At 67.9% G+C, this 24,574-nt stretch carries 23 protein-coding genes; 10 read left to right on the top strand and 13 right to left on the bottom strand.

Features of this window, described 5'->3' with window-relative positions; genetic code table 11:
* Both RMO97_RS16480 and RMO97_RS16475 read left to right on the top strand, forming a co-directional pair.
* On the top strand, positions 1-309 hold a 309-nt coding region (locus tag RMO97_RS16480; protein WP_310542112.1), incomplete at its 5' end, for a DUF885 family protein.
* A gap of 116 nt (positions 310-425) precedes the next feature.
* Positions 426-1,820, top strand: a complete 1,395-nt coding sequence (locus RMO97_RS16475; RefSeq protein WP_310542111.1) for a methyl-accepting chemotaxis protein — start codon at positions 426-428, stop codon at positions 1,818-1,820.
* Between the two features lie 21 nt (positions 1,821-1,841).
* On the opposite strand, the gene RMO97_RS16470 is transcribed toward RMO97_RS16475, so the two are convergent.
* A complete protein-coding gene (locus RMO97_RS16470) occupies positions 1,842-3,326 on the bottom strand; it encodes an EAL domain-containing protein (RefSeq protein ID WP_310542110.1) in 1,485 nt (494 codons plus the stop codon).
* A gap of 296 nt (positions 3,327-3,622) precedes the next feature.
* Here RMO97_RS16470 and RMO97_RS16465 point away from each other — a divergent pair, with 296 nt between their 5' ends.
* Positions 3,623-4,180: an NUDIX domain-containing protein gene (locus RMO97_RS16465; protein ID WP_310542109.1), complete on the top strand. Its 558-nt coding sequence runs from the start codon at positions 3,623-3,625 to the stop codon at positions 4,178-4,180.
* Between the two features lie 110 nt (positions 4,181-4,290).
* On the opposite strand, the gene RMO97_RS16460 is transcribed toward RMO97_RS16465, so the two are convergent.
* Positions 4,291-5,802, bottom strand: a complete 1,512-nt coding sequence (locus tag RMO97_RS16460) for an ATP-binding protein (RefSeq protein ID WP_310542108.1) — start codon at positions 5,800-5,802, stop codon at positions 4,291-4,293.
* 161 nt (positions 5,803-5,963) lie between these two features.
* On the opposite strand from RMO97_RS16460, the gene RMO97_RS16455 reads away from it, so the two are divergent.
* Positions 5,964-7,064, top strand: a complete 1,101-nt coding sequence (locus tag RMO97_RS16455) for a phosphatidylinositol-specific phospholipase C1-like protein (protein WP_310542107.1) — start codon at positions 5,964-5,966, stop codon at positions 7,062-7,064.
* Here RMO97_RS16455 and RMO97_RS16450 read toward each other — a convergent pair whose 3' ends face one another.
* The 4 genes from RMO97_RS16450 to RMO97_RS16435 all read right to left on the bottom strand — a co-directional run bounded on the left by RMO97_RS16450 (position 7,065) and on the right by RMO97_RS16435 (position 10,353).
* Positions 7,065-7,466 carry a GFA family protein gene (locus RMO97_RS16450; RefSeq protein ID WP_310542106.1) on the bottom strand — a complete coding sequence of 134 codons (402 nt, stop codon included), beginning with the start codon at positions 7,464-7,466 and terminating at the stop codon, positions 7,065-7,067. It abuts the gene before it with no gap.
* A 1-nt stretch (position 7,467) separates the two neighbouring features.
* Positions 7,468-7,719 carry a hypothetical protein gene (locus RMO97_RS16445; RefSeq protein ID WP_293494368.1) on the bottom strand — a complete coding sequence of 84 codons (252 nt, stop codon included), beginning with the start codon at positions 7,717-7,719 and terminating at the stop codon, positions 7,468-7,470.
* Between the two features lie 125 nt (positions 7,720-7,844).
* A complete protein-coding gene (locus tag RMO97_RS16440) occupies positions 7,845-8,606 on the bottom strand; it encodes a class I SAM-dependent methyltransferase (RefSeq protein WP_310542105.1) in 762 nt (253 codons plus the stop codon).
* Positions 8,607-8,892: 286 nt separating this feature from the next.
* Entirely contained in the window at positions 8,893-10,353 is a 1,461-nt protein-coding gene (locus RMO97_RS16435) for a glycosyltransferase (protein WP_310542104.1), read from the bottom strand.
* Between the two features lie 214 nt (positions 10,354-10,567).
* Between RMO97_RS16435 and recA the strand changes: the two genes are divergently transcribed.
* The gene (recA, locus tag RMO97_RS16430; protein ID WP_310542103.1) at positions 10,568-11,638 is read left to right on the top strand and encodes a recombinase RecA; all 1,071 of its coding nucleotides are present in this window, start codon (positions 10,568-10,570) and stop codon (positions 11,636-11,638) included.
* 274 nt (positions 11,639-11,912) lie between these two features.
* Positions 11,913-14,552 (top strand): alanine--tRNA ligase, encoded by a 2,640-nt coding sequence (gene alaS, locus RMO97_RS16425; RefSeq protein WP_310542102.1) that lies wholly within the window; start codon positions 11,913-11,915, stop codon positions 14,550-14,552.
* A 33-nt stretch (positions 14,553-14,585) separates the two neighbouring features.
* Here the strand turns inward: alaS and RMO97_RS16420 are convergent, their stop codons facing one another.
* From RMO97_RS16420 to RMO97_RS16400, 5 genes are all read right to left on the bottom strand, one after another.
* Positions 14,586-14,987 carry a MerR family transcriptional regulator gene (locus RMO97_RS16420; protein WP_310542101.1) on the bottom strand — a complete coding sequence of 134 codons (402 nt, stop codon included), beginning with the start codon at positions 14,985-14,987 and terminating at the stop codon, positions 14,586-14,588.
* Positions 14,984-15,391 (bottom strand): nuclear transport factor 2 family protein, encoded by a 408-nt coding sequence (locus RMO97_RS16415; protein WP_310542100.1) that lies wholly within the window; start codon positions 15,389-15,391, stop codon positions 14,984-14,986. The genes RMO97_RS16420 and RMO97_RS16415 overlap by 4 nt, the downstream gene beginning before the upstream one ends.
* Before the next feature lie 67 nt (positions 15,392-15,458).
* Positions 15,459-16,385 carry a hypothetical protein gene (locus RMO97_RS16410; RefSeq protein ID WP_310542099.1) on the bottom strand — a complete coding sequence of 309 codons (927 nt, stop codon included), beginning with the start codon at positions 16,383-16,385 and terminating at the stop codon, positions 15,459-15,461.
* Positions 16,386-16,443: 58 nt separating this feature from the next.
* The gene (locus RMO97_RS16405; RefSeq protein WP_310542098.1) at positions 16,444-16,824 is read right to left on the bottom strand and encodes a VOC family protein; all 381 of its coding nucleotides are present in this window, start codon (positions 16,822-16,824) and stop codon (positions 16,444-16,446) included.
* Positions 16,825-16,882: 58 nt separating this feature from the next.
* The gene (locus RMO97_RS16400; RefSeq protein WP_310542097.1) at positions 16,883-17,458 is read right to left on the bottom strand and encodes a DUF2939 domain-containing protein; all 576 of its coding nucleotides are present in this window, start codon (positions 17,456-17,458) and stop codon (positions 16,883-16,885) included.
* 161 nt (positions 17,459-17,619) lie between these two features.
* Here RMO97_RS16400 and RMO97_RS16395 point away from each other — a divergent pair, with 161 nt between their 5' ends.
* The 3 genes from RMO97_RS16395 to RMO97_RS16385 all read left to right on the top strand — a co-directional run bounded on the left by RMO97_RS16395 (position 17,620) and on the right by RMO97_RS16385 (position 21,626).
* Positions 17,620-18,435, top strand: a complete 816-nt coding sequence (locus RMO97_RS16395) for an SDR family NAD(P)-dependent oxidoreductase (RefSeq protein WP_310542096.1) — start codon at positions 17,620-17,622, stop codon at positions 18,433-18,435.
* 125 nt (positions 18,436-18,560) lie between these two features.
* A complete protein-coding gene (locus RMO97_RS16390) occupies positions 18,561-19,334 on the top strand; it encodes a GNAT family N-acetyltransferase (protein WP_310542095.1) in 774 nt (257 codons plus the stop codon).
* A gap of 72 nt (positions 19,335-19,406) precedes the next feature.
* The gene (locus RMO97_RS16385) at positions 19,407-21,626 is read left to right on the top strand and encodes a S9 family peptidase (RefSeq protein ID WP_310542094.1); all 2,220 of its coding nucleotides are present in this window, start codon (positions 19,407-19,409) and stop codon (positions 21,624-21,626) included.
* 179 nt (positions 21,627-21,805) lie between these two features.
* On the opposite strand, the gene RMO97_RS16380 is transcribed toward RMO97_RS16385, so the two are convergent.
* Positions 21,806-22,624: a thioesterase family protein gene (locus RMO97_RS16380; RefSeq protein ID WP_310542093.1), complete on the bottom strand. Its 819-nt coding sequence runs from the start codon at positions 22,622-22,624 to the stop codon at positions 21,806-21,808.
* 151 nt (positions 22,625-22,775) lie between these two features.
* On the opposite strand from RMO97_RS16380, the gene RMO97_RS16375 reads away from it, so the two are divergent.
* The gene (locus RMO97_RS16375; protein ID WP_310542092.1) at positions 22,776-23,576 is read left to right on the top strand and encodes a pseudouridine synthase; all 801 of its coding nucleotides are present in this window, start codon (positions 22,776-22,778) and stop codon (positions 23,574-23,576) included.
* Between the two features lie 46 nt (positions 23,577-23,622).
* Here RMO97_RS16375 and RMO97_RS16370 read toward each other — a convergent pair.
* Positions 23,623-24,574: NADP-dependent isocitrate dehydrogenase (locus RMO97_RS16370; protein ID WP_310542091.1), on the bottom strand; the 952-nt coding region annotated here is incomplete at its 5' end.

Here is a 24,574-nt window from a genome sequence, read left to right as displayed (position 1 = left end):
GTGATCGACACGGGCCTGCATGCCAAGGGCTGGAGCCGGGAGAGGGCCACCGACTACATGGTCGCCGTCACCGGCTATCCCAAGAGCCGCGCCCAGCGGGAGGTGGAACGCTACTGCGTCGCGCCGGGCCAGGCCTGCAGCTACAAGGTGGGCCACACCCGCTGGATGCAGATCCGCGACGGGGCGAAGGCGAAGCTGGGCTCCAGGTTCAACCTGAAAGCTTATCACGACGCGGCCCTGCTCTCGGGATCCATGCCGATGACGGTGCTGGAGCGCCATATGGCGGAGTGGCTGGCGACACAGGGATAACTTAGAAGAACCGTGCTGCGTCCGTGGGCCGCGGCAAGCTTTCGTTAAGCTTAACGATCCCGACATCCCCTGCATGAGAACGTCCCCGTACGCATTTGGTGCGTGGGGGAAAAAACATGATCGCCTGGTTCATCAAGGACGCGCCCATCAAGCGCAAACTGACTGTGACCTTCAGCCTGTTCACGAGCCTGGTCGCCATCCTCACCGCCGTCAGCTTCTACCAGGGCCTGAAAGTCAGCGGCGTGGCGGCTGACGCGATGAATGTGGTGGCCTTCACCGGACTTGGCCTGACCGTGCTGGCCGCCTTGCTGGGCGCCTGGATGAACGCGGCGATCTCCAACCCCTATGTCGGCACCGTGGTGCGGATGGAGGCCCTGGCCGCCGGGGACCTGGACAGCGCCATCAGCCGCCAAGACCACCACGACTGCGTGGGTCGCATGACGCGGGCCATGAAGACCTTCCAGGACAGCGCTATTGAGCGGAACCGCCTGCAGGACGCGGCCGGCGCGCACCAGGCGGAGCTGGACCAGAAGCTCAGCGAGGCCGAGGCCGCCTTCGCCGCTTCAGCCAAGGACCAGACCGTCGTGGTCGAAGGCCTTGCCCGCGCCCTGGCCTCCCTGGCCGCAGGGGACCTGACCGCCCGCTTCACCGGCGAGGTCGCCGGCGACTACCGCAAGCTTCGCGACGATTTCAACAGCGCCATGGCCGCCATGCAGGACGCCATGGTCGTCATCGCCGCCAATGCCGGGGGCATGACCTCGGGCGCAATGGAGATCAGCCGCGCCGCCGACGACCTTTCGCGTCGCACTGAGCAGCAGGCCGCCAGCCTCGAAGAGACCGCCGCCGCCCTGGATGAGATCACCGCCACCGTGCGGCGCACCTCCGAAGGCGCCAACCAGGCGCGTACCGTGGTGGGCGCGGCCAAGGCTGACGCCGAGACCGGTGGTGAGGTCGTGCGCCGCGCCGTCGACGCCATGAGCGAGATCGAGAGCTCCTCGACCCAGATCAGTCAGATCATCGGGGTGATTGACGAGATCGCCTTCCAGACCAACCTGCTGGCGCTGAACGCTGGGGTCGAGGCGGCCCGCGCGGGCGAGGCCGGACGGGGCTTCGCCGTCGTCGCCTCCGAGGTCCGGGCCCTGGCCAAGCGTTCGGCCGAAGCCGCCAAGGAGATCAAGGCGCTGATCTCGGCCTCGTCGGCCCAGGTGGGAACCGGTGTCACCCTGGTGGGCGAGACCGGCCAGGCCCTGGAGCGGATCGTCGCCCAGGTGGCGCAGATCAACGCCGTCGTGGCCGAGATCGCCGCCAGCGCCCAGGAGCAGTCCACCGGCCTGCACCAGGTCAATGTCGCCGTGAACCAGATGGACCAGGTCACCCAGCAGAACGCCGCCATGGTCGAGCAGACGACCGCGGCCAGCCATTCCCTAGCCAAGGAAGCCGGCGAGCTGGCGCAACTGATGACGCGGTTCCGGCTGACCTCCGGCGGCGCCCAAATGCGGGCGGCGGCCTAAGGGCTTCGCGGCGGCTGGGGCCTAGCCCCAGCTGTCCACGGACCCGACGCGGCGGGCGGCGGGTTTGACGTTGGCGTTGGCGAGACCCGCAGTGGTGGAGGCGACGTCGTTCGGCGCGCCGTAGAGCCAGCCCTGGGCGTAGTCGACCCCGGCGCGGCGCACGGCTTCCTCGGCCTGAGGCGTTTCCACCATCTCGGCCAAGGTGCGGACACCCAGCTCGCCGCACATGGTCACCAGGTGGCGGATGAAGGTGCTTTCGCGTCCGCCGTGCTGCAGCTCGCGGATATAGCGGCCGTCGATCTTCACGATGTCCAGGGACAGCTGCTGCAGGTAGGCCAGCGACGCCGCGCCGGCCCCGAAGTCGTCCAGGCAGATCAGGATGCCTTCGGCCCGCAGCGCCTTGAGGTGGCGGTCGGCGAGCGCCAGGTCCTCGATGGCCGCGCTCTCGGTGAGCTCAAGCAGCAGCCGGCCCTGGGCCTTGGGGTTGTCGGCCAACATGGTGCGGACCGCCTCGACGAAGGCCGGGCTGGTGATGGTGCGGCCCGAGATGTTGGCCGCCAGCCTGAGCGTCGGGTCCTCCACCAACTTGGCGATGGTGCGGTCGATGACGGCGATGTCGAGGGGCTCGATGAGGTCGAGTTCCTCGGCCATGCGGATCATGGGGAAGGGGCTGGCGTTGTCGCCGAAGCGGACCAGGACCTCGTGGTGATGCACCGCGCAGGATTTCTTGAGGTCCACCACCGGCTGGTAGACGAGGCGGAAGTTGCGGTCGGCCACAGCCTGACCCAGGGCGCCGACCTCCACCAGGGTGCGGCGAACCGATCGGCTCACCGCCTCGTTCAGCGAGGCGGGGGCGGCGGCGTCCAAGCCGTCCTTGATGAAGTTGTCGAGGGAGTAACGGATCGCCCGCAGCAACTGGCCCGGAGAGGCGTCGCCCTTGAGCGACAGGGTCCTGGCCATGGCCTTGACGCCATGGGCCGGATCAAGGGCGAGCAAGTTCAACAGGCGCTGGGCCAGCGCCTCGCCACTTTCGCCCGGATGGCGGACAAGGGCGTAGCGGTCGCCGCCAAGGTCAGCCGCCGCGCCGCCGCCGTGGGATTGGGCGCGCAGGGCGCCGGCCAGGCGAAGCTCCATGTCCTTGGCGGCCGCAGGCCCGAGGACCTTACGCAGAGAGGTGAGGCCGCCCATTTCGATGAAGGCGAGCTCGAGGTCGAGGCCGGTGGCCTTGCCGGTTTCGAACAGGGCCGCTGTAACGGCCTCAAGGCCGGCCTTGTCGTGCAGGCCATGGTTGGCGTTGGGGGCCGCGCGGCTGAAGGTGCAGGAGATTGCGCCATCATTGCCTGGAAGGCGGAAGACCGACATCGCCGCCGCGCGCTCGACCGCGCCGTCGCCGGCCAGGGTGACCACCAGGGGGCCGCCACGCTTGCCGTCGGTCAGGCCGTCCAGCAGGGCCTGGACCATGGCGCGGTCGCGGCCGTCGATGAAGTCGCGCCAGGCGCGGCCCACGAGGGCCGTCTCCCTGGACCCGGACAAGGCTTCGCTGGCGCCGATCGCAAAGGCGATTCGGCCGTCGGCGGCGATTTCGAGAAGGAGGTCCGCGTTCGCGAAAGCGAAGCCGAGCAAGCGATGTGAAGCGACAGACAAGGCGCGGGTCCCCGTGATCCGCGCAAACCCTCACCCGGCGCAGCTTAACGCCTTGTGAAAACGACGTTCTTCGCCCCTGCTTGGCGCTGCGGCGTTCTGGCGCAGCGTTTAGAGGGTCGCGACGCGCGGCGTGCCGGAGAACGCCCTGGCCAGTCCCTGTGGCCGGGTATCAGGCGACACGTGAAGACCGGCGGACTACGAGTCGGATCATTGGCGAGCAGGGGGTGGCCGTGCGGGAGCGTTTGACGGCGAGGGTTCTGTTGTTTGACCCCGAGAACCGCGTCCTGCTGGTGCGCGGCCGCGCCAGCACCGCCGAGGGCGCGCCAAGCTTCTGGTTCACGGTAGGGGGCGGCGCCGACCCCGACGAAACCCTGGAGGGGGCGGCCCGGCGGGAGATCGCCGAGGAAACCGGCTTCACGGAGGTGGAGCTTGGTCCTGTGGTGTGGCTTCGGGCCAGCGTCTTCACCCTGGCCGACGGCGAGACGGTGATCCTGAAGGAGAGCTACTTCGTCGCCCGCTGCCCGGGCGGCGAGCCCAGCCGCGCGGCCTGGGAGCCGCATGAGGTGGCGCTGATGGACGACATGCGCTGGTGGAGCCTGGCCGAGATCGCCGCCGTCGACGAGATGATCTATCCCGAGCGCCTGCGCGAGCTGCTGCCGGACATCGCCGCGGGTCGTCTGCCCGTGACGCCGCTGGAGATTTCGGCGCCCGGCTAGAGCCCTTTCCGATCTGATTGCGTCAATCAGATCGGATAAAAAGGGCTCTAATTCAAAAAGTTAGAGCATTTTTCGATCCGATAACCGTTTCACACTTATCGGAAAATGCTCTAGGCCGTGGCGGCCAGGTCGCCGTCGTCGTCATCCGGATTGGCGACGGCGGCCATCATGGCCGAGACCAGGCTCTGGACCTGGACGGGCTTGGTGACGAAGCCCGCGAAGCCGAGGTCGAGATAGCGGTCGGCGCCCAGAGTCATGGCGTCGGCGGTCACCGCGATCAGCGGAGTCTCCCGGTTCGGACCGGCCTGGGCGCGCAGGGCCTGAAGCACGTCGATCCCGGTCATCTCCGGCATCTGGATGTCCATCAGCACCAGGTCGAAGGTCTCGGTGGTCATGGCCTCCAGGGCCTCGCGGCCGCCATTGGCCACCCGGATGCGGAAGCCCATGGCGCCCAGCAGCTGCTCCAGCACCAACAGGTTGGTGGGGTTGTCGTCGGCGCAGAGGATGGAAAGGACCGGAGCCTCGTCCTGCGCGATCGCCTGGGCGGCCAGGTCCTCGGCGGCCGGCGCGGCGGTCTCTTCAAGGGGCAGGCTGACCCGGAAGGTCGAGCCGACGCCCAGTTGGCTCTCCACGGCCACGTCACCGCCCATAAGGGCCGAGAGCTCGCGGCAGATAGCCAGGCCCAGGCCCGCGCCGGCGAACCGGCGAACATCGGAGGCGTCGCCCTGGCTGAATTTCTGGAACAGATGCGGCAGGTCGTCGGCCGATATGCCGACACCGGTGTCAGACACGGCGAAGGTGAGGGCGTCCGTCGAACGATCGCGGTCCACCGTGATGGTGACCGCACCCTCCTTGGTGAATTTCAGCGCATTGCCCACCAGGTTGAACAGCACCTGACGGATGCGGCGCGGATCCAGCGCCACGAAGGGCGGCACGGCGTCGTGGACGTCGACGGCCAGCGTCAGGCCGCGCTCGGCGGCGGTGGGGGCCCAGAAGGTCTCCATCTCCGACAGCAGGGCGCGCAAGTCGCAGGGGCTCTTGGCGATCTCCATCTGGCCGGCGTCGATCTTCGACAGGTCCAGGATATCATTGAGGATCACCATCAGGAGCTCGCCGCTCTTGATCAGGGTGTCGACCTGGCTGCGCTGGAGACCCGACAGGTCGGACCGCTGGAGCAGTTGGGCCATGCCCAGGACGCCGTTCATGGGCGTGCGGATCTCGTGGCCCATAGTGGCCAGGAAGGTGGACTTGGCCAGGCTGGCGCGGCGGGCCTCCTCACGGGCGGCCTCGGCCTGGCCGGCCTGGCGCATGGCCTCGTCGCGGGCCTCGGTCAGGGTTTCGATCAGGCGGTTTTTCTCGTCCTCCCGGGCCAGGAGATCGACGCGCGCGCGCAGCGCCGTGCGGCCGACCAGGAGGGCGATGCCAAGACCGACCCCGGCCAGGGCGAGGGCCAGGCCCGGATGGCCGACGATGGCGAGGAGCGACGCGGCGGTGACGCCGAAGACGAGGCGCGGGCCTATGGCCAGGCTATGGGCGGCGAGGGTGGCGCGATAGGCGGCGCCAGGCCTTTGCCCAGCGGCGCTCGCCGCCGTATGCGTAACCTGATCCGTGACCGCGTCCATGTGCCCCCCGAGGCCGTCGCCGTGGTAACCAGAGAATTAGCCATGGCACGCCAAGTCTTGAAAAATCCTTTGCAAGACAATGGTTGGATAGAATGGCCGCACCAAACTGGGGATAGGCCCCGTCGGACGGCCGACATGGGGCGGCCTGAGGAAAAACGTCGATGATTCATCTGCTCCTTGCCGCCGGTCTCGCCGTCGCCGCCAACTGCGATCTGGAGCGTCCGTCCGGCGAGGCTGGCTGTACGCGGGCGGGCGTCGACGCCCTGCCGATGAACGCCCTCCAGGCGGTCGGCACCCACAACAGCTACAAGCTGGCCATGGCGCCCGCGGAGATGGCGCTCATCCGCATGGTCAGGCCCAAGCAGGCCGACGGCCTCGACTATGCCCACCCGCCCCTGACAACACAGCTGGACGCCGGCGCCCGTCAGCTGGAGCTGGATCTGCTGAACGACCCGGAGGGTGGCCGGTACGCCGCGCCCCTGGCCATGAAGATGGCCAGCAGCGCCGCGGTCGCGCCCTATGACCTCGCGCCCCTGAAAACGCCTGGGCTCAAGGTGATGCACGTGCAGGACCTGGACTACCGGTCCAGCTGCCCGACCTTCATCGGCTGCCTGAACGAGATTCGCGCCTGGTCGAAGGCCCACCCCGACCACCTGCCGATCCTGGTGATCATGAACCTGAAGGAGGGCGGGTTGGAGGGTGTGCCAGGCGCCGTCAGCGCGCTCGCCTTCGACCTCAAGGCCATGGACCAGATCGACGCCGACATCCGCTCGGTCTTTCCCGAGAGCGCCCTGATCACCCCCGACAGGGTGCAGGGCGAGGCCCCCACCCTGGCTGCAGGCGTGAAGGCCGGCGGCTGGCCCAGGCTGAAGGCGGCGCGGGGCACGGTCATGTTCGCCATGGACGAGAGCGGCGCCAAGCCCGCCCTCTATCGCGGCGACCGCAAGTCCCTGGAGGGGCGGGCGATGTTCATCAACACCGACGAGGGGCCGGCGGCCGGCTACGTCACCCTGAACGAGCCCGCGGAGCTGAAAACCCGCATCAACGCGGCCCTGGCGAATGGCCTGATCGTGCGCACGCGGGCCGACGCCGACACGGCCGAGGCCCGCACCAATGACCGGACCCGTCAGGAGGCCGCCTTCGCCTCCGGCGCTCAGTACGTCTCGACGGACTACATGACCCCCGACACGCGGTTCGGACCCTATGAGGTGCGCCTGCCCGGCGGCGGGATCGCGCGGCTGAACCCGAAGACCGCGAAGTAATTAGGCAGGACGGGCCCCGGGATAGTGGGGGGCGTCCTCCGCCACCGCGCACCAGTCGACGGCCTCGCCGGTATAGGCGTGCGAGGCGATCTTGACGCCGAGCGGGCCTTCGACGGCGCCGGCCCGCAGACGGATGCGGTCGGGCAGGGCGGCGGCGCGGCTGAGGATGGGCGAGCCGCAGACCTTGCAGAACAGGCGCTGCTTGCCCGGCGAAGACTCGAAGGCGGCCAGCAGGTCTTCGCCGTCGGTGAAGCGCAGGTCAGCCTTGGCGATCGGCAGGACGGCCACGAAGGCCGACCCCTGCGCCTTCTGGCACGAGCGGCAGTGGCAGGCCTGGATATCGGGGAGGTCGCCAGCGACCTCGAACCGGACGGCGCCGCAAAGGCAGGAGCCCGTGTGCAAGTCAGGCGTCCAGGGTCCGCGGCCCGGCGTGGGCCACATGGAACTGGCCCCCCACCGACAGCACGATCCAGTCGCCCGGGCGGGCCACCATCCAGCCGTTGGGGGTGGAGACCTGCACGAGGCCGGTCTCGTCGAGGGCGTGGCCGTCGGCGCCGAGCCAATAGAGCAGCTTGGTCCAGCTTCGGCCGTCATGGGCCGGCGGCACGCGCAGAGCAGCGCCGTGGTCGAAGGCGGGGGAAGGAGATGGCCTCATCGAAACTCTGTCACTGGGAACGCCAAAACGTGGAGTTGCAGGTGACTCGGTGACCAGGACCTTAATCAGCTTGGCCGTAAGGCGAAGTCGGGTTCGCTGTCCAAAGGGTTTGTGCGCGAGGCCGGCTAGACCTTGAAGAAGCGCGACATCTCGAAGTTGCTTAGGATGTCCTTCGCCGGAACAGGCTTGTTAGCGGCCCAATAAGACTCGAATAGGTCCTCTGTCAGCACTAAATCCTGGTAACGGTCGATGATCTCGAAGTATCGGTTCTCAAGAACGAGCGATCCCGGGTCGAGATTGGATATACCGATGCTGCCAGTAGGGCGCACATCAACAGGTACGATACGAAGATCCGGTCGAAACTCGCGTAAGATGCTGACAACCTTCCAGACGTCGCCGGTCCACCAGCCGGAGATTTCTTTGTCTTCCCGCCTCGCCGGTAGATGAATTCGCTCCGTCATCTCAATATTGATAGGCAGGCAATCGTCGAGGAGTATGAGGGAGTTCCGATCGCAGTGTTTCTCTATATTTATGAAGTCCCGCAGCAGGTATTCGAACTGGTGCAGGCCGTCTAAGAAGGCCACGTCTACCGATTCGCCAAGTATATTTCTGGCGTTGTATCTTGAGAAGAAGGTGTCACTCGTCATCTGAAAGAGATGGAGGACTGATTTCCGTCCGACTGGATTGCGATCGAACATGAATTGAGGATCAACGCCTATCGTTGGGCAATCTGCGCCCGCGAGGCATACGCCGGCGCGAACGCCGATCTCCACATAGTTCCTGGCGTTCCGTTTCTTGAGTAACTCGTGGATGTAGTCAGCATAGGCCATTTCGCCGAGCTGCTTGCGACCGGATGTCGACAAGGGGGTGATTTTCTCGGCGCTCATATGACATCCCTATGGTCGTTGGCTGAGGGGCGAAAATCGGGCGGCTGGAACGAGGCGCTGAGGCTAGGCAAGAGCGACGGACCGAATAGCTAGGTGAACCGTTCTCTCCGCCCTATGCGAACGTCGGAGGCCGTTCGGAGCGAACAGACGACCTCACCTGTCACTGAGTCTTCGTTTCGATGAAGGCCAGGTCGCCTCGCCGAACGGAGACGACTGGAGGATCGATGAAGCGCGCCAAGTCGCTCTCCTGCGCCGGCTCTGAAATGGCGGGCGCTGTGGCCGCGAGTCAATCGTTACAGGCCAGGGCCTCGGCCAGACCCGGCAGACGGGTGATGAGCCCGGCGTTCAGTTCCTCCCGGCGGTCCCAGAGTTCCCGATACCAGGCGCTCCTGTCGGCCGCCTGGTGGGCGAACATGCGGTTGTCGCGCACCTCGTCCCAGGCCCGCCGGGCCATGACCTGTCGGGCGGGCTCGTCGCGCAGGGCGCCGGCCAGTAGCGGCGCCCAGTCCTTCAGGCGCTGCGCGATCAGGCCCGTCTGACCGTGGATGATGGTTTCGGCGTAGATGGTGGGGGAGGCCAGGGTCACCACGCCCCGGGCCGCGGCGTCGAGGAACTTGGCGTCGCTCTTGGTGTCCTCGTAGAGCCGCCCTTCCACCGGCGAGAGGGACACCGCGCAGGTGGCCATCAGGTCAAGATAGGCCTCGTAGGGCAGGTAGTCGTGGAAGCTCTTGTTGGCCGTGGGCAGGGCGTCGAACACAGCCCGGTCGCCCACCACCACATACTCGACCTCTGGGAATTCCTCGGTGACAGGCGCGAGCGACGCGGCCACGCGGGCGGCGAACCTGCCTCGCGACAAGGCCCCGTAGAAGACCCGTCGCGGCGCCGGGCCGGCGGGGAAGGGGGGCAGCTCGAAGACCGCGTTCGGGAACACCTTGACCACGGGATTGTACTTGGAAAAGGCTCGTCCCAGCCGCTCGGTGGAGGTCTGGAGGGCGTGTGAGAAGCCGTAGGTGAGCCATGCGTCCGGGGTCAGCTTGCGCCCCCCGACCGCGGCGATCATGGCCGGATGATCGTCGATCTCCATCACCACCAGCCAGCCGCGCCGGACGGCGTCGGCCATCGCCACGCACCAGGCGTTGGCCGAGGGCAGGAGCGGGCGTTGCAGCACCAGGATCTTCGGTGACTCGGGCGAGAGCGGCAGAAATGTGAACGGCGCGCCGCCATAGGCCAGGATCAGCTGCGGCTCGGCGCGCAGGGCTTGGGCGGGCAGCCGGGTGCGGATATCCATCAGCCGAGGCGCGAAGGCGGCGATCTGGACGGCCAAGGGCGCGGGCTCGGCCACGCGCTTCTGAACCACCAACAGCAGGTCTCGGTCCTCGGCCTGAGCCAGTTGGGCGGGCGCCAGGCGCGGGGCGAAATCGTCGAAGTGGTCGTCGCCGGGGATCAGGAACTGCACCCTGTCGATGCGGAAATCGCCACCCAGAACCGCCAGAGCTTCGGCGACCCGGATCCCGAACCGCGAGGCGGCCACCACAAAGCCGTCCGGCGCGAGCGCCTCTGCATGGGTCTTCAAGTCCTCAAGGCTCAGGCTGTCGAGGTCGGCGATGACGACGCCATCCGGGGTGTCGGACACGAAGGCCGCGGCCGGATTGCGCGCGGCATAGCCCCTCTCGAACGCCGGCGCGTCGGATCCCACATAGGCCAGCCGTCGGACGGTCAAGGGCGTGCGGCCGACGAGCAGGGACATGCGGAACTCCGGAAAGGGACGCCCCAGCTATAGGTGGGGTTGCGCGCCGCGAACAAGGCGCGGCTCTCGAACATACTTACGACAATTACGGACGTACGGAGGAGAAAGAACATCTTGTGAACGGAGAACAAACTAAGTACACCTGAGTCCGGCGGCGGGGAGAGCGATCTACCCCACCGGGTTGGCGGAATCATGGAATAGGGAGTGCTTGGTTATGGCGTCTCAATCGGCATTGAAGCTCGTGGCACGAGAAGACGGTGACAAGCAGCGCGCGCTGGAAGCAGCGATGGCGCAGATCGATCGGGCCTTCGGCAAGGGCTCGGTGATGAAGCTGGGCGACAAGAGCCACATGGAGATCGAGTCGGTCTCCACCGGCTCTCTCGGCCTGGATATCGCGCTCGGCATCGGCGGCCTGCCCAAGGGGCGGATCGTGGAGATCTACGGGCCGGAAAGCTCGGGCAAGACAACGCTGGCCCTGCACGTGGTGGCCGAGGTCCAGAAGGCCGGCGGCACCGCGGCCTTCGTGGACGCCGAGCACGCGCTGGACCCCTCCTACGCCAACAAGCTGGGCGTGAACCTGGATGAGCTGCTGGTCTCCCAGCCCGACACCGGCGAACAGGCCCTCGAGATCACCGACACCCTGGTGCGCTCCGGCGCCGTGGACATCATCGTCATCGACTCCGTGGCGGCCCTGACGCCGCGGGCGGAAATCGAAGGCGAGATGGGCGACAGCCTGCCCGGCCTCCAGGCCCGTCTGATGAGCCAGGCCCTGCGCAAGCTGACGGCCTCGATCTCCAAGACCCACACCCTGGTGATCTTCATCAACCAGATCCGCATGAAGATCGGGGTGATGTACGGCAGCCCGGAGACCACCACCGGCGGCAACGCGCTGAAATTCTACGCCTCGGTCCGCCTCGACATCCGCCGCACGGGGTCTGTGAAGATCCGCGATGAGATCATGGGCAACAACGTCCGCGTGAAGGTGGTGAAGAACAAGGTGGCCCCGCCGTTCCGCGAGGTCGAGTTCGACATCATGTACGGCGAGGGCATCTCCAAGCTGGGCGAGATCATCGACCTGGGGGTCAAGGCCGGGGTCATCGAGAAGTCCGGTTCGTGGTTCTCCTGGAACAGCCAGCGCATCGGCCAGGGCCGCGACAATGTCCGCGAGTTCCTGAAGAACAATCCTGACATCGCCGACGCCATCGAAAAACAGGTGCGCGGCGCCAAGGAGACCATCCAGGAAGAGCTGCTGGTCGGTCCCACCCCGGGCGAAGACGAGGAATAGGCGGCTCCGGCGGCGGGGCGTTTCCTCGCCGCCGCCAACGCCCACCGGTTAACGTGGACGGCCGCTTTGGCCCTCGAAACCCGTCGCCGCGCCCCCGCCAACCGCGCGGCTGGCGGGCGAGGGCCGAACCCCGCACGGTCGTTCACGCAAGAGAAGGGCGCTCGGACTTCGGTCTGGGCGTCCTTTTTCTTTGCGGGGGCCTCCAAGTCTCGTAAACGGACCCCAATGTCGCAGCGCAATACGCGCCCCATTTTGAAGTCTAACGTCTAGAGCCATGCCGAGCCTGAACGAGATCCGCAGCGCCTTCCTGGGCTATTTCGAGAAGAACGATCACCTGATCATTCCCTCGGCTCCGCTCGTGCCGCAGAACGACCCGACCCTGTTGTTCGTCAATGCGGGCATGGTGCCGTTCAAGAACTACTTCACCGGCGCCGAGACACCGCCCGCGCCGCGCGCGGCCTCGTCGCAGAAGTCGGTGCGCGCCGGCGGCAAGCACAACGATCTGGACAAGGTCGGCTACACCGCCCGCCACCACACCTTCTTCGAGATGCTGGGGAACTTCTCCTTCGGCGACTATTTCAAGGAAGGCGCGATCGAGCACGCCTGGACCCTGCTGACCAAGGACTTCGGCATCCCGGCCGAGAAGCTCCTGGTCACGGTCTACCACACCGACACTGAGGCGGCCGAGCTGTGGAAGAAGATCGCAGGCCTGCCCGACGAGAAGATCATCCGCATCTCCACCAGCGACAATTTCTGGTCGATGGGCGACACCGGCCCCTGCGGTCCGTGCTCGGAAATCTTCTACGACCACGGCGCCCACATCCCCGGCGGCCCCCCCGGCAGCCCCGATGAGGACGGCGACCGGTTCGTTGAGATCTGGAACCTGGTCTTCATGCAATTCGAGCAGTTCGCCGACGGCACGCGCCGGCCCCTGCCCAAGCCGCAGATCGACACCGGCATGGGCCTGGAGCGCGTCGCCGCGGTGCTGCAGGGCGTGCACGACAATTACGACATCGACCTGTTTCGCACCCTGATCGCGGCGTCCAAGTCCCTGGTGGCCGGCGGCTCCAACGGCCCGTCGCACCGGGTGATCGCCGACCACCTGCGCTCCACCAGCTTCCTGATCGCCGACGGGGTCTCCCCCTCCAACGAGGGCCGCGGCTACGTCCTGCGCCGGATCATGCGCCGGGCCATGCGCCATGCCCACCTGCTGGGGGCTGAGGAGCCCCTGATGCACCGCCTGGCGCCCGTGCTGATCGCCGAGATGGGGACCGCCTATCCCGAGCTGCGCCGGGCCGAGCCGGTGATCGTCGAGACCCTGCGCCAGGAGGAGGAACGCTTCCGCCGGACGCTGGGCCGCGGCATGGCCCTGCTGGACGAGGCCACCGCCAAGATGAGCGAGGGCGGCGTGCTCTCGGGCGAGACCGCCTTCAAGCTCTACGACACCTACGGCTTCCCCGTGGATCTGACCCAGGACGCGGTGCGCGGCAAGGGCATGACGGTGGACATGGAGGGCTTTGAGGCCGCCATGAACCAGCAGCGCGCCCAGGCCCGCGAGGCCTGGACGGGCTCGGGCCAGGCCTCGGCCGCGGGCGAGTGGTTCGCCATTCGCGAGCGCCTGGGGGCGACGGTCTTCCTGGGCTACGACGCCGTCGAGACCACGGCCGAATTGCTGGTCCTGATGGCCGAGGGCGCGGAGATCGACAGGGCGCAGGCCGGCCAGACCGTCCAGGCTCTGTTCGACCGCACCCCCTTCTACGCCGAGAGCGGCGGCCAGGCCGGCGACACCGGCGAGGCCGAATGGGACGGCGGCAAGGGCCGCATCACCGACACCCAGAAGCAGGCCGGCGATCTGCACGTCCATGTTCTGGAGATCACGCAAGGGTCGCTGACCCCCGGCGCCCGCGTGCGGCTGCTGGTGGACGCCGAACGGCGGCTGACCACCCGGTCCAACCACTCGGGCGCGCACCTGCTGCACGCCGCCCTGCGCAATGTGCTAGGCCCCCACGTCTCGCAAAAGGGCCAGATGGTGGACGGCGAGCGCCTGCGCTTCGACTTCAGCCACGGCGGGCCGCTGACGCCCGCTGAGCTGGACGCCATCGAAACCGAGGTGAATGCGGTGATCCGCCAGAACCAGCCGGCGGTGACCAAGGAGATGGCGCCGGAAGAGGCCATCGAGGCCGGCGCCATGGCCCTGTTCGGCGAGAAGTATGGCGACAGCGTCCGCGTGCTGGCGCTCGGCAAGGCCTTGGGGGGCGAGGGCGACTATTCGGTCGAACTGTGCGGCGGCACCCACGTGGCGCGCACCGGCGACATCGCCCTGTTCAAGATCGTCTCGGAGACCGGCGTCGCCGCCGGCATCCGCCGCATCGAGGCGCTGACCGGCGAGGCCGCGCGCCGCTATCTCAACGACCAGGCGGCCGTGGCCAAGGCCCTGGCCGATCAGTTCAAGACCCCGGTCGCCGAGGTCCTGGCGCGGGTCGACGCGCTGGACGCCCAACGCCGCAAGCTGGAGAAGGACCTGGCCGACGCCCGGCGTCAGCTGGCCATGGGCGGCGGCGGTTCGGGCGGCGAGGCCGCGGCCATCGAGGACATCGCCGGCACCAAGCTGATGGCCCGCGTGATGGACGGGGTCGGCGGCAAGGACCTGCGGCCCATCGTCGAGGAATACCGCAAACAGGTGCCGGACGGCGTCATCGCCATGGTCGGCGTGGCCGACGGCAAGGCCGCGATCGCCGTGGCCGTGATGGGTTCGGCGGCGGGCAAGTTCAACGCCGCGGACCTGGCCAAGGCCGCCGTGATCGCCATGGGCGGCCAGGGCGCCGGCGGCCGTCCCGACTTCGCCCAGGGCGGAGCGCCGGACGGGTCGAAGGCGGCTGAAGGCGTGGCGGCGGTGAAGGCGGCGCTGGGTTAGTCGACGGAAGGTCGCCGATCGGCGCGCGCGAGGCTAGGCAGGGCCGGTCTCCTTGCGCGGCCGGCGCTTGTTCCTCGCCCACGCGTCATAGAAAGCGATCTTGGCGTTGATGTCGTCGACGGCGGACTTCAGTTCGGCGACCTTCTCCTCGATCTCGGCGCGATGGTCGGCCAGGAGCGCCTGGCGCGCCTCCAGGGTGGTCCACCCCTGCATCGACAGCTCGGTGAGCCGCCGCATCTCGGCCACCGACATGCCTGTTCGGCGCATGCGTTCCAGGAACAGCAGGTGCTCGACATGGTCGTCCTCGTAGACCCGGCGGCCTCCGGCGTCGCGACCGACGGCTGGTATGAGGCCCTGAGCCTCATACCAGCGAATCGTGTGGACGCTTCGATCCACGAGCTTGGCGAAGCGCCCGATGTGATAGCGCAGCGTCACCCTGCCAGCGGCTCCAGCACCGCCTCGGCCAGGGCTGAATCGAGGTACTCGCGGACCTCCTTCATCTTGCCGTCCGCCATCTCGATCACGAAGCAGTAGCGGTTGTTGTAGGCCTTTCCGGACTTCAAGGTCACAGCGCCCTGCGCCTCCACGATCACCGCGTTCCCCGCCGCGAATATGTTGGTGGCGGTGTTGGTGTAGGTGCTGGCGTATTGCTTGCGGAGCGGGGCAAACAGGTTGTCCCTCGCCCGCTCGCGCCCGTGGTGGACCTCGCCCCAGACGCCGCCCACCATCGGACGCCAGATAACGTCCTGCGCCATGGCCTCGTAGAAGGGGCGGTTGTCGCCCGTTGCGAGGGCCGCCATCGCGGTCGCGACGATCTCTTTGTTCTCAGTATTTTGCATCTCACTGGTCTCCAGGTTGAACCAGTGACGGAGGGAACACCCTAGAGCGTACTCGAGGTCAAGACCCCTATCGCGCCGTGCACGTGACCTTGTGCAGGGGGAAGGTCTCGGCCTTTCGGGCGGCCTCGCTGTCGTAGAGAAATCCGCTGTCGTCGGGCAGCAGGGTGATGGCTTCCTGCTGGGCCAGGGGCGGGGCCCTGAACACCGAGACGTTGTCGCCGGCGGTCAGCTTGGCGGGCACGCCCTTGGCCAGGTCGAAGCCCAGCTCCACCACCGCCATATAGGTGAGCAGCACGGCGCGCTTGCCGTCGCGGCTGATGTCCAGGCCGGTGGGGATCCAGCCGACAAAGGGCAGGTCGGCGAGCAGCCTGGGCAGGTCCAGTTCGCCCAGCTTCGTGAAGACCTGGACGCCCTGCGTCTGCGCAAGTTGGTTTGACGACAGTCGGTACACCGAGGCGGAGCCTGGGTTCGTGTACTTGGCGTCCACGGGCTTGGTCACCACGAACAGGTCGCCATTGGGATGCAGGGCGAAAGCCTCGACATTGCGGGGGCCGTCGGGGTAGCGGGCGCGGACCACCCGCAGGGGCGCCTCGGTCTCGGCGTAGGTCTTCTTCTCCGCCAGGAGGGTGAAGCTGACCTCCGAACGGGCGCCGGCGTTGTCGCCGACATCCCCCAGATAGAGGCAGGTCTTGGACCCGCAGGGGCCGAGCGACAGCTCCTCGATATCGGCGGGTTTGGGTCCCTTGAGATTGACGGTCTGGAGACCGCCGCCGGCCATGTTGGTGATGTAGAAGCGCAGACCGTCGCCGGAATCGTTGTTGTGATAGAGACGACCCGGATAGGCCCGCGAGGCCTCCAGGCCGCTCGCCTCATTGATGGGCTTCGACGGGACGGAGGCCACCAGGACCGGCGAACTCCAGGCCTTGCAGACTTGGGCCTGGGCGCTCAAGGGCGTCGCAGCCGCCAGGGCCGAGGCGAGGATAAGGGCGCGCATTCGCAGCTCCGGCTTGGGGTGAGGCGGCACGATCCCGCCACGCCCCGCGCTGGTCAAGCTAAGGCTTCATGAAGATGCACAGCTTGTTGCCCGTCAGGTCGCGGACATAGGCGCCGTAGAAGCTGGTGGAGTCGGCGGGCCTGGGGCCCGGGGCGCCCTCGTCGGCGCCGCCGTGGGCGATGGCCGCGGCGTGGGCGGCGGCGACCGCCTCCTTGGACGGGGCCAGGAAGGCCACCATTATGCCGTTGCCGGGCCGCGCCGGCTCGCCGTCGAAGGGTGGGCAGATGAAGGTGTTGGCCTCACCGTCCTTGGGGCCGTATCCGGCCCAGCCGCCATCCAGGAAGGCGCGATGATAGCCGATGGCGCCGAGCACGGCGTCGTAGAACGGCAGGGCGGCCGGGACGTCCAGCGCCCCGATGGTGACGTATCCGATGGTCATGAAACACTTCCTCTCTTGCTGGCGGTCAGCCTAGCAGAGGAAGAGAACAAAACAAGAACTATGGTTGAGCTTTGGCCGCCGTCGGCAGGCCGATCTGCACCAGCTTCCACTCAAACCAGCCGCGACGCTGGAAGGTGAAGACCGTCTCGCGCGAGGGCTGGTCTGGGCCGCGAACCACGAAGCGCGAGCGATTGGGTCCCCAGTAACGCAGGGACGGCCAGGGCTCCTGCACCAGGGCCAGGGCCTGATCGGACAAGCCCTGGGGCGCCGGCGGCTCGGGCGGCCCCTTGCCCGGCTCGTAACCTCGGGTGAGGTCATGCAGGCCCTGGACGCTGACATAGCGCTCCACGGCGGGCGGCGGCGGGGTCAGGGGCTCAAGGGCGCGCTTCATGGCGCCGAAGGGGTCGGTCCAGATGGTCGGCGCCGGCGCCGTGGTGGCGTTGGGCGTGGGGCCAAGCTGGCCCTTCAGGGTCCCACGCACGGCGTCGTAGTCCACAAGCTCGGCCAGGCCCTGGACGTCGCCGTCGCGGGCGTTGGCCTTGAGCGCGCGGAAGGCGAACCAGGGCGCGGCGACGAAGGCCACGCAGGCCCCTAGCAGCAGCACCAGGATCAGGTTGAAGATGGTCCGCCACATGGGCTGAAGCCTCGCTGAAGTCGCACGATGATTAACATGAGCGGCCAAGCTTCCTAGTGGTTCCTCCCAGGAGGCGAGCCAGAAGGCTTGCGCGGGCGGCCCAAGAGCGCGAGGTTTGCGGATTGTTTGAACCATAAAAAGCCCAGGGAGGGCGCCATTTCATGTCGGCCAGCATCAACCCCAATGGAAATCTCAAGGGCAAGGTCGCCCTGGTCACCGGCGCCAGCCGCGGCATCGGCGAGGCCATCGCCGCCCGCCTGGCCATGGAGGGCGCCAAGGTCGTTGTCTCGGCCCGCACCGCCCAGGATGGCGAGAGCCGCCTGCCCGGCACGCTGATGGAGACCGTCGAACGCATCAAGAAGGCCGGCGGCGAGGCCACCTTCATCAAGGCCGACCTGGCGCAGTCCATCGAGCGCGAGCGTCTGGTGGAGGAAGCCGTGGCCGCCTACGGCCCCATCGACATCCTGATCAACAACGCCGCCATCACCTATTTCACCCCGGTGGTGGAGTTCACCGAGAAGCGGTTCAAGCTGATGATGGAGGTGCAGGTCTATGCGCCCTTCCACCTGTCGCAGCTGGTCCTGCCCTCGATGATCGAGCGCAAGACCGGCCACATCGTCAACATCTCCTCGCCCGCCGGCATCCACCCGGCCAAGCCCTATCGCGGCGGCCGCGGCGGCACGGTCTACGGCCTGTGCAAGGCGGCCCTGGAGCGGTTCTCGACCGGCCTGGCCTCGGAAGTCTATGCCGACAACATCGCGGTGAACGTGGTGTCGCCGGGCCTCGTGGACACCCCTGGCGTGGCGGTGCACGGCCTGATCAACGAGCAGTCCAAGGACCGCGTGCAGCCCATCGAGTACATCGCCGAGGCGGTCTACCAGCTGGCCAGCGGCGATCCGAAGACCCTCACCGGCCGGGTCGACTATGCCGAGCCGCTGCTGAAGGAACTGAATCTCAAGCCGTCTGAACTGGTCTAGGCCGGCCGGGACAGGTCTTCAGCCGTGGAACCGATCGCCCAGGTGGCAGAGCGGCTGAAGACCCACCTGCCGGCGCCGGAGGGGGAGGTCGCCGGCCGCTCGTCGCGCGCGGGCCGATGATGGCGATGGACGAGACCCACGAGTTGTTCCGGCTGTGCGTGCGCGCGCTGGTCGCCCAGATGGGCGACGTGCCAGGGGTGGAGATGCGCCTGACGCGGGACTGCGTCCTGGGTCTGACCGGCGAGCCCTCGGCCGATTTCAACAGGCTGACCCTGGGCGCGGACCCCGAGGCCGAGGGGTTCCTGATCTCGTCGGTGGCGCGGGCGAGGGAACGGGGACTGCCGCTGCAGGCGGTGATGTGCCCGCAGGTGTTGGACGCCCTCGCGCCGGTGGCGACGCGGCTGGGGCTGACGGCGGTGGGGACCTCGCCACTGATGGTGCTGCGGGCCGGGACGCCGGTCGCGCCGAGCCGGCCGGTCAAGATCACCCGCGCGCTCGGCCCGGAGCTGGTGACGATCGCGGGCGACCTCGCCGCCGCGGCCTTCGACTCGCCGCGCGACGCCATCGCCCGGTGCATCGATGTCTGTGTGACCGAGACCGCCGGGGTGGAGACCTGGATCGCCTGGGACGGCGACAGGCCGATGAGCGCCGTCACCGTGACGCCGACCGGAGACACGGCGGGGATCTCGCTCATGGGCACGCCGCCGGAACACCAGCGCAAGGGCATGGGCCGCGCCCTGCTGACCCAGGTGATCGACGACTATCGGCGCCGCGGCGTGGCGCGCTTCCACCTGGGCGCCACCGACGCGGGCCTGCCGCTCTATGAGAACCTGGGCTTCGAGACCGTCGCCCATTTCTCCGCATGGATCCTGCCAGGCCCGAGCGCAGCGCAGGGCTAGGGCCGTCTGGGGCCTTCACCCTTGCCAATCTGTCCGACCGCGCCTTTCATCCCCGGCCTTGTGGAGCGGGCGATGAAGCTTTTTCTGGGTATCCTGATGGCGGGTCTGATGGTCGGTGCGGCGAACGCGGAGAAACTGACGCCCGAGCGGGTCTATGCGGCGCCGGACCTGACGGGGCCGCGGGCGCGGGGCGTGACCCTCTCGCCGGATGGGTTGATGGTGAGCTATCTGAAGGCCAAGGCCGACGACGTGCGGATGACCGATCTGTGGGCCGCCGACGTCGCGGGCGGCGAGCCGCGCCTGCTGCTGGACGCCCGCGACCTGATCCCCAAGGACCGGGAGCTCTCCGAGGCCGAGAAGAGCCGCCGCGAGCGCCAGGGCGTCCAGACCCGGGGCGTGGTGGCCTATGACTGGGACGAGGAGGGCAGGTTCATCCTGGTCCCGGTGGAGGGTGATCTCTGGCTCTACACCGTGGCCGGCGGCAAGGTCAGCCGCCTGACCAACTCCGCCGCTGACGAGATCGACGCCAAGGTGTCGCCCAAGGGCGGCTTCGTCTCCTTCGTGCGTGACGACAATCTGTTCGTCCTGCCGTCTCAGGGCGGGGCCGAGCGGGCGCTCACCACCGGCGGGAGCGAGCTGACGTCCTGGGGCACGGCCGACTACATCGCCCAGGAGGAGATGGCCCGGCAGACCGGCTACTGGTGGAGCCCCGACGAGACCCGCATCGCGCTGACCCACGTCGACCAGACCGGGGTCGATGTGGTGGAGCGGCTGGATATCGGGGCCACGGGCGCCACCATCGTCAACCAGCGCTATCCCCGAGTGGGCCGGCCCAATTCGGTGGTCACCCTGCATGTCGCCGATGTCGCCGCCGGCAAGCGGGTGAAGATCGACCTTGGAGCAGAGACCGACATCTATCTGGCTCGAGTCGACTGGTCCAAGGACGGCAAGACCCTCTACGTCCAGCGCCAGAGCCGCGATCAGCGCCGCCTGGACCTGCTGGCCGCCGACCCCGCCACCGGCAAGACCCGCGTCCTGCTCACCGAGACCAGTCCGCACTGGGTGGAGCTGACCGACGATTTCCGGCCCTTGAAGGATGGCGGCTTCCTGTGGTCGTCGGAGAGGAGCGGCTGGCGCCACCTCTACCTGCACGGCGCCGACGGCAAGGCGGTTGGCGCGGTCACCCAGGGCGACTGGCCGGTGGACGAGATCGCCGGTGTCGACGAGGCGCGCGGCGTGGTGACCTTCACGGCGTTCAAGGACAATCCCATCGAGCGACGGCTGTACGAGGTGTCGTTCAAGACGCCGGCCGAGCCCAAGGCCCTGACCCCGGCCGGCGGCTGGTGGACCGTGAAGATGGCCAAGGCCGGCGGCGCCTTCGTCGGCTCCTATGAGGACCCCGCGACGCCGCCGCGCACCGGGCTCTATGGCGCCGACGGGACCCTGGTGCGCTGGATCGAGGCGAACAGCCTCAACCAGAACCACCCCTACGCCCCCTATGCGGCGCGCCTGCGGACCCCGACCTATGGGACGGTCAAGGCGGCCGACGGCCAGGACCTCTGGTGGTCCCTGCGCACCCCGCCGGGATTTGATCCGGCCAAGCGCTATCCGGTGATCGTCCAGGTCTATGGCGGGCCGGGCAGCGCCACGGTGCGCAAGATCTGGCACAACCCCGCCGACCAGCTGTTCCTGGAGGCGGGCTACATCCTGTTCTCCATCGACAACCGCGGCACGCCGAACCGCTCCGTCGCCTTCAAGACCGCCATCGACCGCCGGCTGGGCAAGCTGGAGGTGGACGACCAGATGGCGGGCGTGACCTATCTGACGTCGCTGCCCTATGTGGACCCCGCCCGTATCGGCGTCACCGGCTGGTCCTATGGCGGCTATATGAGCCTGCTGCTGATGACGGCGGAGAACAGCCCCTATGCGGCGACGGTCGCTGGCGCGCCGCCGACGGAGTGGACGCTCTACGACACCCACTACACCGAGCGCTACATGGGCACGCCCAAGACCGATCCGGCCAGCTACGCCGACTCCGAGGTCCTGGGCCGGGTCAGCCGGCTGAAGTCCGGCAGCCTGCTGCTGATGCACGGCATGGCCGACGACAATGTCACCTTCGACAACTCCACCCGGCTGATGGCCGCGCTGCAGGCCCAGGGGACCACCTTCGAGACCATGATGTATCCCGGCCTGCGCCACCGCGCCGGCTGGACGCAGACGCATTTGCTGCACCGCATGCGCACGACGCTGGACTTCTTCGGGCGGAAGCTGGCGCCGGTGGCGGCGGAGTAGGGGTCTCAGGGTCCTTCTCCCCTTGCGGGAGAAGGTGGCCCTGCGGAGCAGGGTCGGATGAGGGGTCGATAAGCCTATCCAGAAATTCCCGATGAGCGGTTATTTGAGAGCCGGGTGCGACCCCTCATCCGTCAGCCACGCTGACACCTTCTCCCGCAAGGGGAGAAGGACGCTGAGAACTACTCCGGCGAGCGCCTCTGCACCGGCCGGTACCAGGTCAGTTGTTCGCTGGTGGCCAGGAGCTTGCCGTCGCGGCTCCAGTAGCTGGAGCGTTCGTCCGAGGCACCGCCGCCGCCGACCCGGCCCTCGCATTCGATCAGGATGAAGTCGTCGCCCACCTTGGCGAGCTCCTCGACGCTGGCGTGCAGATAGACCGTCAGGGACAGGGTGGTGTTGTTGATGGTGCGGCCCAGCGCGTACATTGCCCGCGGGGCCGAGTTGTCGGTGACCATGCCCAGCAGGGCCTTGTCCCACGGCCCGCGGCGCGAGCGGACCCAGACGAGGCTGCGGGAATCCCCGCTGACCTGCGGCGGGAACACATCCTGGCCCCGGCGCTCGAAGGCCAGGGCCCCGTAGTGCAGCGGCGTGCCGGGATGGTCGGGGCTGGGGAGGCTTTCGGGCGTCGGGGCCTCGGGCATGACGGCGAAGGCGAAGGGCGGGGTCTCGGGCCGCCGCGCCATGGTCACCATGCCGTGCACGGCGACCTGGTCTGAGCCGGCGCCCAGCAGCTCCACCTCCCAGACGCCGATCGATCCGCCCTGGCGCAGCCGCCGCGTGCGGATGTCCACCTGGCCCGAGGGCAGGGCGGCGGCATAGGTGAGGGTCAGGGACAGGGCCTCGCCCACGGCGTCGGGCTCGGCTTCCAGCACCCGGATGAACAGGCCGATGGCGTAGCCGCCCCACAGCCCGCCGCCGGGGTTCTGCCACTCCGGTCCAGCGAAGGTGGTCCAGCGGCCAGGGGCGACAGAGGTGAGCGAGATGGAGTCGGACTGGGTCATGCCCGGTCTCTAACCCGCCGCCGCAGCGTGAGGGAAGATTGCATACACCTTAACCCATGCGGCACGCCCGCCGGCGTCCTGCGGCCTGGCCATTGCGCCTGGCATGATGGGGAGTGGACTGACCCGCCGATTTCCGGCCAAAGAAGAGCCCATGGCCTGGACCAAGACCTATGACGAAGCCGAGCCGCAGCGGGTCAACCGCTGGCTGGCCCAGAGCGGGGTGTGTTCGCGGCGCGAGGCCGAGGGGCTGATCCTGCAGGGCCTGGTGAGCATCGACGGCCAGACGGTCGAGGACGCCGGGCGCAAGATCGAGCCGGGCCAGACCCTGGTGCTGAGCGACAGCGCCCAGTCGAAGCTGGAATCCACCCTGACGGTGGTGATCAACAAGCCGGTGGGGATCGTCTCAGCCCATGCCGAGCCCAACCAGATCCCGGCCGTGCGGCTGCTGACCGCCGGCGCCCTGTTCGGCGCCGATGCGGTGATCCCCAGCCTGGAAAACCGGCTGGCGCCCGTCGGCCGGCTGGACATGGATAGCCGCGGCCTGCTGATCCTCTCGGAGGACGGGGTGGTGGCCAAGGCGGTCATCGGCCCGGAGTCGGACCTGGAGAAGGAATACCGGGTCAAGGTGACGGGACAGATCACCGACAAGAAGCTGGCCATGCTGCGCCACGGCCTGCAGCTGGACCGGCGGCAGTTGCGGCACGCCAAGGTCACCCTGATTGGCGATCAGCTGCTGCGCTTTGTCCTGAAGGAAGGCCGCAATCGCCAGATTCGGCGGATGTGCGACCTGGTGGACCTGCATGTGGTCGATCTGCTGCGGGTGCGGATCGGTTCGCTGAAGCTGGGGGACCTGCCGGAGGGCCGCTGGCGCCCGGTCACCGCTCAGGAGCGGGCCGAGCTGATCAGCCCGCCGGCGCATCCGGAGCGGCTGAGGACGAAGCCGGGGGGCTAGCGGCCGCCCCGCTCCCGCGTGCGAGAGAGGGGCTATAAGGCGAGGCTCAGGCCGGTTGGGCCAGGGCCTTGTCGAGGTTCACCGCGACCTTGTCGATGAAGCCTTCGGTGGTCAGCCAGCCCTGGCTGTCGCCGACCAGCAGGGCCAGGTCCTTGGTCATGGAGCCGCTTTCCACGGTTTCCACGCAGACGCGCTCCAGGGTGCGGGCGAAGCGGTCCAGCTCGGCGTTGCCGTCCAGCTTGGCGCGGTGTTCGAGACCCCGCGTCCAGGCGAAGATCGAGGCGATGGAGTTGGTCGAGGTGCTCTCGCCCTTCTGGTGCTGGCGGAAGTGGCGGGTGACGGTGCCGTGGGCGGCCTCGGCCTCCATGGTCTTGCCGTCCGGTGTGATCAGCACAGACGTCATGAGGCCGAGCGAGCCGAAGCCCTGCGCCACCTGATCTGACTGCACGTCGCCGTCGTAGTTCTTGCAGGCCCAGACGTAGCCGCCCGACCACTTCATGGAGGAGGCCACCATGTCGTCGATGAGGCGATGCTCGTAGGTGATGCCCTTGGCCTTGAAGAGGTCGGCGAACTCGGCCTCGTAGACCTGCTGGAAGAGGTCCTTGAAGCGGCCGTCGTAAGCCTTGAGGATCGTGTTCTTGGTGGACAGGTAAACAGGCCAGCCGAGGTTGAGGCCGTAGTTGAGGGAGGCCCGTGCGAAGTCGCGGATCGACGCGTCGAGGTTGAACATCCCCATCGCGACCCCCGCGCTGGGCGCGTCGTAGACCTCGCGCTCGATCACCGCGCCGTCCTCGCCCACGAACTTCATCGTCAGCTTGCCCGGCCCGGGGAAGCGGAAGTCGGTGGCGCGGTACTGGTCGCCGAAGGCGTGGCGGCCCACCACGATGGGCTTGGTCCAACCGGGGACGAGGCGGGGCACGTTGCGGCAGATGATCGGCTGGCGGAAGATCACGCCTCCCAGGATGTTGCGGATCGTCCCGTTGGGCGACTTCCACATC

The sequence above is a fragment of the Phenylobacterium sp. genome (assembly GCF_031425575.1).
In the GTDB taxonomy this organism is placed as follows: domain Bacteria; phylum Pseudomonadota; class Alphaproteobacteria; order Caulobacterales; family Caulobacteraceae; genus Phenylobacterium.
Note: the sequence above shows the minus strand (reverse complement) of the source record. Positions and strands in the feature narration are given on the sequence as shown.

What these genes read in the sequence shown, in the direction of transcription:
- RMO97_RS16475 (WP_310542111.1), top strand. Translation starts at nt 426, where the DNA reads ATGATCGCCTGGTTCATCAAGGACGCGCCCATCAAGCGCAAACTGACT.
- RMO97_RS16410 (WP_310542099.1), bottom strand. Translation starts at nt 16,385, where the DNA reads ATGCGCGCCCTTATCCTCGCCTCGGCCCTGGCGGCTGCGACGCCCTTG.
- RMO97_RS16395 (WP_310542096.1), top strand. Translation starts at nt 17,620, where the DNA reads ATGTCGGCCAGCATCAACCCCAATGGAAATCTCAAGGGCAAGGTCGCC.
- RMO97_RS16400 (WP_310542097.1), bottom strand. Translation starts at nt 17,458, where the DNA reads ATGTGGCGGACCATCTTCAACCTGATCCTGGTGCTGCTGCTAGGGGCC.
- RMO97_RS16435 (WP_310542104.1), bottom strand. Translation starts at nt 10,353, where the DNA reads ATGTCCCTGCTCGTCGGCCGCACGCCCTTGACCGTCCGACGGCTGGCC.
- RMO97_RS16385 (WP_310542094.1), top strand. Translation starts at nt 19,407, where the DNA reads ATGAAGCTTTTTCTGGGTATCCTGATGGCGGGTCTGATGGTCGGTGCG.
- RMO97_RS16380 (WP_310542093.1), bottom strand. Translation starts at nt 22,624, where the DNA reads ATGACCCAGTCCGACTCCATCTCGCTCACCTCTGTCGCCCCTGGCCGC.
- RMO97_RS16440 (WP_310542105.1), bottom strand. Translation starts at nt 8,606, where the DNA reads ATGAGCGCCGAGAAAATCACCCCCTTGTCGACATCCGGTCGCAAGCAG.
- RMO97_RS16415 (WP_310542100.1), bottom strand. Translation starts at nt 15,391, where the DNA reads ATGCAAAATACTGAGAACAAAGAGATCGTCGCGACCGCGATGGCGGCC.
- RMO97_RS16375 (WP_310542092.1), top strand. Translation starts at nt 22,776, where the DNA reads ATGGCCTGGACCAAGACCTATGACGAAGCCGAGCCGCAGCGGGTCAAC.
- RMO97_RS16390 (WP_310542095.1), top strand. Translation starts at nt 18,561, where the DNA reads ATGGACGAGACCCACGAGTTGTTCCGGCTGTGCGTGCGCGCGCTGGTC.
- recA (WP_310542103.1), top strand. Translation starts at nt 10,568, where the DNA reads ATGGCGTCTCAATCGGCATTGAAGCTCGTGGCACGAGAAGACGGTGAC.
- RMO97_RS16445 (WP_293494368.1), bottom strand. Translation starts at nt 7,719, where the DNA reads ATGAGGCCATCTCCTTCCCCCGCCTTCGACCACGGCGCTGCTCTGCGC.
- alaS (WP_310542102.1), top strand. Translation starts at nt 11,913, where the DNA reads ATGCCGAGCCTGAACGAGATCCGCAGCGCCTTCCTGGGCTATTTCGAG.
- RMO97_RS16405 (WP_310542098.1), bottom strand. Translation starts at nt 16,824, where the DNA reads ATGACCATCGGATACGTCACCATCGGGGCGCTGGACGTCCCGGCCGCC.
- RMO97_RS16455 (WP_310542107.1), top strand. Translation starts at nt 5,964, where the DNA reads ATGATTCATCTGCTCCTTGCCGCCGGTCTCGCCGTCGCCGCCAACTGC.
- RMO97_RS16460 (WP_310542108.1), bottom strand. Translation starts at nt 5,802, where the DNA reads ATGGACGCGGTCACGGATCAGGTTACGCATACGGCGGCGAGCGCCGCT.